Here is a 5,671-nt window from a genome sequence, read left to right as displayed (position 1 = left end):
TCGGCTACACCGTCACCCTCACCGCAGCAGCCTGACCCCACACTCGAGCCGACCTCGCCGATTGCCGCCGAGGTCCGCTGCAGCGCGCTCGCCGAGCCCCAGTGCGGGTGGCTATTTTCCGGTCAGCGGGTGACGACGTCGATCGGCAGGGAGCTGTCCGCGCCGACGTCGAGCGCGGACGGCGCCACCCCGGCCTCGACCAGGCGCGAGCCCAGCGCGGCGACCATCGCGCCGTTGTCGGTGCACAGCCGTGGGCTGGGCACACGCAGGACGATCCCGGCCGCGGCGCACCGCTCCTCGGCCAGCGCGCGCAGCCGCGAGTTCGCCGCCACGCCGCCGCCCAGGACCAAGTGGTCGACCCCGGAGTCACGGCACGCGCGGACGGCCTTCCTCGTCAGCACGTCGGCCACCGCCTCCTGGAACGACGCCGCGACGTCGGCCACCGGCACCGGCTCCCCCGCCCGCTGCCGGGCCTCGACCCACCGGGCGACGGCGGTCTTCAGGCCCGAGAAGGAGAAGTCGTAAGGGGCGTCGCGGGGGCCGGTGAGCCCGCGCGGGAAGTCGATCGCCGCCGGGTCACCCTCGCCCGCGGCCCGGTCGATCGGCGGGCCGCCGGGAAAGGGCAGGCCCAGCACGCGGGCCACCTTGTCGAAGGCCTCCCCCGCCGCGTCGTCGATGGTGCGGCCCAGCGACTGCACCTCGTGGGCCAGGTCGGGCACCAGCAGCAGGGAGCTGTGCCCGCCGGAGACCAGCAGCGCCATCGACGGCTCGGCCAGCTTGCCGTGCTGCAGCTCGTCGACGGCGACGTGTGCCGCCAGGTGGTTGACGCCGTACAGCGGCCTGTCCAGCGCCAGTGCGTAGGCCTTGGCCGCGGCCAGCCCGACCAGGAGCGCGCCGGTCAGCCCGGGCCCGGCGGTGACCGCGACCGCGTCGACGTCGGAGGCGCGCACCCCGGCATCGGCCAGCGCCCGGTGCACGGTCGGCACCATCGCCTCCAGGTGCGCCCGCGAGGCGATTTCCGGGACCACGCCGCCGAAGCGCTCGTGCTCGGCCACGGACGTGGCCAGCGCGTCGGCCAGCAGCGTCCGCCCGCGCACGAGGCCGACACCGGTCTCGTCGCACGAGGTCTCGAACCCCAGCACGATCGCTTCCCCGCCCACCCTGCTCACAGCCTCTCCCGCTTCATCACGACGGCGTCCGTGCCGGACGGCTGGTAGTAGCGCGGCCGCCGGCCGATCTCGGTGAACCCCCGCCGCCGGTAGAGGCCCTGGGCGACCGGGTTGTCGGCGCGCACCTCCAGCAGCACCACGGGGCTGCGCCGGTCGGCCTCGGCCAACAGCGCGTCCAGCAGCGCGGCGCCGATGCCCTCGCCCTGCCGGTCGGCGGCCACGCCGATCGTCGCCACGTGCGCCTCGTCGTCGTAGGCGATCAGCCCGGCGTAGCCGACCACCCGGTCGCCGTCCTCGGCCACCAGGTAGTGACGGGTGTCGGTGCGGGCGAGCTCGTCGCGGTACATCGCCCGCGTCCAGGTGTCCGGGGCGAACAGCTGCTCCTCGAGGCCGAGGACGGCGTCCAGGTCGGCCAGCCGCATCGGCCGCAGCCGCGCGATCACGTCGTCGTCACCGGCTTGTACGACGTCGGCGGGACGGCGTCCGGACGGCGCAGGTACAGCGGCACCAGCGGGGCGGCGGACGACGGGTCGGCCAGCTGCGGCGCCGCGGCCCGCAGCAGTCCCGCCGTCGTCACCTCGGCCGGGGTGACCTCGACGCGCAACCGCTCCGCGAAGCGGGCGTCCCCGACGACCGGGCCGGCGACCTCCAGCTCCTCGGGCCGCACCACGCCCGGGCCGCGGGTGCGCGAGCCGTCGGCGGCGTAGACGGCCCAGTAGACCTCCTTGCGCCGGGCGTCGGTGACCACCGTGCGGCCACCGGAGCCGACGGCGTCCAGGGAGCAGACCCCGACCACGAGCAGCCCGCGGGCATCGGCGAGCGCCGCGGCGGTGACCACGCCGACCCGCAGCCCGGTGAACGGCCCCGGCCCCAGCCCGGTCACCACGGCGTCGACGTCGGCCAGCGACCGGCCGGCGCCCCGCAGCGCGTCGGTGACCGCGACGGTCAGCAGCTCCGCGTGCCGGTTGCCCGAGGGCACCGCCCGCTCGACGAGCACCTCGGTCGTCCCGTCCGGCGACCACCGGGCGAGGCCGGCCACCAGCGTCGGCGTGGCGGTGTCGAGGGCGAGGACGAGCACGACCGACCAGGGTAGTGCCGCCCTACGTCCGTTCCGCCGGGACGGCGTCCCTACTCCTCCTGCTCGCCCACGGTGAGCTCGACCGACTGCACGAGCACGTACACCGCGGTGGCGCAGAACGGCGCCAGCAGCCATGCTGCGGTGTCCGCGATCAGGAAGCGGATGCCGACGGCCGCTCCGACCCCGGCGCCGACCGCCAGGAAGTCGGTCGCGGTCGCCACGAGCAACACCTTCGAGGGCGGCTCGTCGTCCTCTTCTCCGCGCAGCAGCAGCGCGACCAGCACGTTGAGCACCGAGAACGCCGCCACGGCGGTGAGGGCGAAGCCGAACAGCTCGGGCAGCGAGGGCTGCCCGTAAGCGGCCGAGACCACCCCGAAGGTGACGGTGATCATGATGGAGAAGCCGAAGCTCTGCGCGTTGCCGGAGACGGCCGTCCGCAACCCGAGGAGGTACTGCCGGCCCCGCGCCGTCGTCGCCTTCGCCATGGCGGCAGCACTGCCCGGCACGGCCCGGCGATAACCCGGGATCACCCGGCCGCGGTACCGGACTGATGTGTTGACGCTCTCTGGCATCACCGCCGTGCGGACCACTCTGGACCTCGACGACGACGTCCCCACGGCTGCTCGTGGGCTGGCCGCCGAGCAGCGGCGTTCGCTGGGTTCGGTGGTCTCCGAGCTCGCGCGCCGGGGACCGACCCCCGCCCGGGTGGAAACCCACGACGACCTCCCCGTCATCCGCGTGCCCTCCGGGAGTCCGCCCATCACCGCCGCGATGGTCCGCCGCGCCCTCGACGAGGACTGAGTCCGCGGCACTGGCCGGTCACCAGACCGTGGAGCTGCTCATCGGTCTCCAGCGCGATGAGCAGCCAGCCGTGCGCCGTGCGGCGCCGTGCCCTCAGCCGGCCCTGCTCACCGCCTGCCGCACCACGTCGACGTAGGCCCGGTGCGCCAGCCGCAGTCGGTGCACCTCCCGAGCCGCCATCCGACGCAGCTCGTCGTGCTCGGCCGGCTGCAGGTTGCGCGGCTCGCCGTCCCACGCCCGGACCGCCCACAGGGCCAGGTGCAGCTTGCCGTCCTCGAGGCGGGCCAGCGGTGCCGGGTCCGGCGGCACGACGCCGACCTCCTCGCGCAGCTCCCGGGCCAGTGCGGCGCACTCGTCCTCTCCCGGCTCGACGTGGCCGCCGGGGAAGTCCCACACGTCGGGATACCAGCGCCGGTCGGGCGAGCGGTGACCGAGGAGCACCTCGGCTCGGCGTACGAGCACCCCCGCGACCACGTGGCGCCCGCTCAGATCAACCCGCCCAGGCGCTGCTCCCAGCCTGGGCCGTGGGGCACGAGCAGCGCCGTCCGGACGTCGTCGTCGCGCCGGTCGAGGCGCACCTCGAGGTGCTCGTCGGCCAGCTGCTCGACCAGCCCCTGGCCCCACTCGACGACGGTCACCGACTCCTCGGTGGACGCGTCGAGGTCCAGGTCGTCGACGTCGGCGACCCCGCCCAACCGGTAGGCGTCGACGTGCACCAGCGGCAGTCGGCCGCCGCGGTGCACGCGGGCGATGACGAACGTCGGCGAGGTGACCGGCTCGCGCACCCCCAGCGCCTCGCCCAGCCCCTGGGTCAGCGCGGTCTTGCCCGCGCCCAGGGGGCCGACCAGCACGACCAGGTCACCGGCGCACACCAGCCCGGCCAGCGCCGCGCCCAGCGCCCGGGTGTCCTCCGGGGTCGGCAGCACGTGCTCCCGCCTCACGCCAGGCTCTCCGCGACGGCGGTGAGGTCGGCCAGCAGCCCGGCCCGCGGCGCCCCGTTCGGGCCGAACCGGATGGCGGCCGACGGGTGGTAGGTGGCCCAGACGGCGCGGCCGTCGACGTCGTGCGCCCGGCCGCGGGCCTGCGCGAGCACGGTGCGGGGACCGAGGAACCACTTGGCCGACGACAGCCCCAGCGCGACGACCACCGGCGGGTCCAGCAGCTCCAGCTGGCGCCGCAGCCAGCCGCTGCAGCGGGCGACCTCGGGGCTCTTCGGCGTCCGGTTGCCCGGCGGGCGGCACTTCACCACGTTGAGGACGGCGGCCTGCGCGCGGTCGAGCCCGGCCTCGGCGAGCAGCTGGTCGAGCAGCGCACCGCTCCTCCCGACGAACGGCCGGCCGGTCTCGTCCTCGGTGGCGCCCGGCGCCTCGCCGACCAGGACGAAGCGCGGGCGTCCCCCGGCGGGGACCTCGCCGACCACCACGTGCTGCCGGGTGGCGGCCAGCTCCGGACAGGCGACGCAGGGCCGCGCGGCCGCGGCCAGGAACTCCCAGTCCGGAGCGGCGGCGGCGATGCGGGCGACCTCCTCGGCGGCGGCGTCCAAGCGGGGCGACCGGGGTGGCCGGGTCACCGATCCACCCGGTCCGGCAGCTCGGCGACCACCCGGCGCAGCAGCGCGGACAGCGCCGCGGTGACCTCGTCGGGCTTCTCCAGCGGCACCATGTGGCCCGCCTCCGGGACGACGACGTGCTCGACGCCCGGCGCATCCGCTCCGCTCAGCAGTTCGACGATCGCGTCGCTGTGCGCGCCGGGGATCAGCTTGTCCGCGTCGCCGGTCAGCACCAGCGTCGGGACGGCGCGCAGCGGCTGCAGCGACGCGGTCTCGTCCAGACCGGCCAGCGCCGGGTAGAACTCGGCGATCACCTCGACCGGCGTGCCGGCGATCATCGAGTCGACGTAACGGCCGAGCGCCGGGTCGACGTCTGTCGAGGCGAACGACAGCGACCAGGTGACGTGCGAGACGAGGTCGGCGGCCAGCCGGCGGGCCCGCTCGGCGAAGCCGGGACGACGGCGCATCGTGAACGCCGCGACCGGCAGGACCGCCGCGCGCACCCGGGTGAGCAGCTCGGGCAGACCGAAGTCCAGGTCGGCGAGGTTGCCGCTGGAGGTGCTCAGCAGCGCAGCGCCGACGACCCTCGTCCCGAACAGCTCCGGGCGCAGCGCCGCCAGGGCCATGACCGTCATGCCACCCATGGAGTGTCCGACCAGCACCACCGGCCCGTAGGGCACCCGCGCGCGGATCACCGCGTCGAGGTCGCGGCCGAGCTGGTCCATCGTCGAGTGCGCGGCCGACCCGCGGCCCGAGGCGCCGTGGCCGCGCTGGTCGTAGAACACCAGCCGCGCCGTCGGGCGGGAGCCGTTCGCGGTGGCCAGCGCGGCGCCCAGGGTCCGCCGCTGGAAGGTCCACGACGCCATGGACAAGCAGTAGCCGTGGACGAAGACCACGGTCAGCGGGGCGTCCGCGGGCCCGACCTCCTCCACGGCGAGCAGCACGCCGTCGTCGGCCGCCACGTGCGCGGTCCGGTCGGCACGCCGGGCGTGCGGACCGAGCGGGTCGTCCTCGCGCAGCTCGGCGTCGGCGGCGCCCCGCGGCAGCGCGGCCGCGGACCCCAGCCGCTCGGCG

At 75.8% G+C, this 5,671-nt stretch carries 9 protein-coding genes; 1 reads left to right on the top strand and 8 read right to left on the bottom strand.

The genetic code is table 11. From position 1 onward, the window contains the following. Positions 1-122: 122 nt before the first annotated feature. Genes tsaD through E4P41_RS21085 form a run of 4 tightly spaced genes read right to left on the bottom strand, consistent with a single transcriptional unit; the run spans position 123 to position 2,753 of the window. Entirely contained in the window at positions 123-1,169 is a 1,047-nt protein-coding gene (gene tsaD / locus E4P41_RS21100; RefSeq protein ID WP_245177547.1) for a tRNA (adenosine(37)-N6)-threonylcarbamoyltransferase complex transferase subunit TsaD, read from the bottom strand. Then, the gene (gene rimI / locus E4P41_RS21095) at positions 1,166-1,612 is read right to left on the bottom strand and encodes a ribosomal protein S18-alanine N-acetyltransferase (protein ID WP_245177546.1); all 447 of its coding nucleotides are present in this window, start codon (positions 1,610-1,612) and stop codon (positions 1,166-1,168) included. The genes tsaD and rimI overlap by 4 nt, the downstream gene beginning before the upstream one ends. Next, a complete protein-coding gene (gene tsaB / locus E4P41_RS21090; protein WP_135143158.1) occupies positions 1,609-2,247 on the bottom strand; it encodes a tRNA (adenosine(37)-N6)-threonylcarbamoyltransferase complex dimerization subunit type 1 TsaB in 639 nt (212 codons plus the stop codon). The genes rimI and tsaB overlap by 4 nt, the downstream gene beginning before the upstream one ends. 50 nt (positions 2,248-2,297) lie before the next feature. Then, positions 2,298-2,753 (bottom strand): hypothetical protein, encoded by a 456-nt coding sequence (locus E4P41_RS21085; protein ID WP_135143157.1) that lies wholly within the window; start codon positions 2,751-2,753, stop codon positions 2,298-2,300. Between the two features lie 46 nt (positions 2,754-2,799). Here E4P41_RS21085 and E4P41_RS21080 point away from each other — a divergent pair, with 46 nt between their 5' ends. After that, positions 2,800-3,048: an antitoxin gene (locus E4P41_RS21080; RefSeq protein WP_348536513.1), complete on the top strand. Its 249-nt coding sequence runs from the start codon at positions 2,800-2,802 to the stop codon at positions 3,046-3,048. 93 nt (positions 3,049-3,141) lie between these two features. Here E4P41_RS21080 and E4P41_RS21075 read toward each other — a convergent pair whose 3' ends face one another. The 4 genes from E4P41_RS21075 to E4P41_RS21060 all read right to left on the bottom strand — a co-directional run. Further along, a complete protein-coding gene (locus tag E4P41_RS21075) occupies positions 3,142-3,522 on the bottom strand; it encodes an NUDIX domain-containing protein (RefSeq protein ID WP_135143156.1) in 381 nt (126 codons plus the stop codon). An 11-nt stretch (positions 3,523-3,533) separates the two neighbouring features. Beyond that, positions 3,534-3,989, bottom strand: coding sequence for a tRNA (adenosine(37)-N6)-threonylcarbamoyltransferase complex ATPase subunit type 1 TsaE (gene tsaE, locus E4P41_RS21070; RefSeq protein WP_135143155.1), 456 nt, complete (start codon positions 3,987-3,989; stop codon positions 3,534-3,536). After that, positions 3,986-4,618, bottom strand: coding sequence for a uracil-DNA glycosylase (locus E4P41_RS21065; RefSeq protein ID WP_135143154.1), 633 nt, complete (start codon positions 4,616-4,618; stop codon positions 3,986-3,988). The genes tsaE and E4P41_RS21065 overlap by 4 nt, the downstream gene beginning before the upstream one ends. Beyond that, positions 4,615-5,671 (bottom strand): alpha/beta hydrolase (locus E4P41_RS21060; RefSeq protein ID WP_135143153.1); only part of this gene is annotated, 1,057 nt, incomplete at its 5' end. The genes E4P41_RS21065 and E4P41_RS21060, both read right to left, overlap by 4 nt.

It is taken from the genome of Geodermatophilus sp. DF01-2 (assembly GCF_004571065.1).
In the GTDB taxonomy this organism is placed as follows: domain Bacteria; phylum Actinomycetota; class Actinomycetes; order Mycobacteriales; family Geodermatophilaceae; genus Geodermatophilus.
This window is presented reverse-complemented; position numbering and strand designations above follow the sequence as displayed.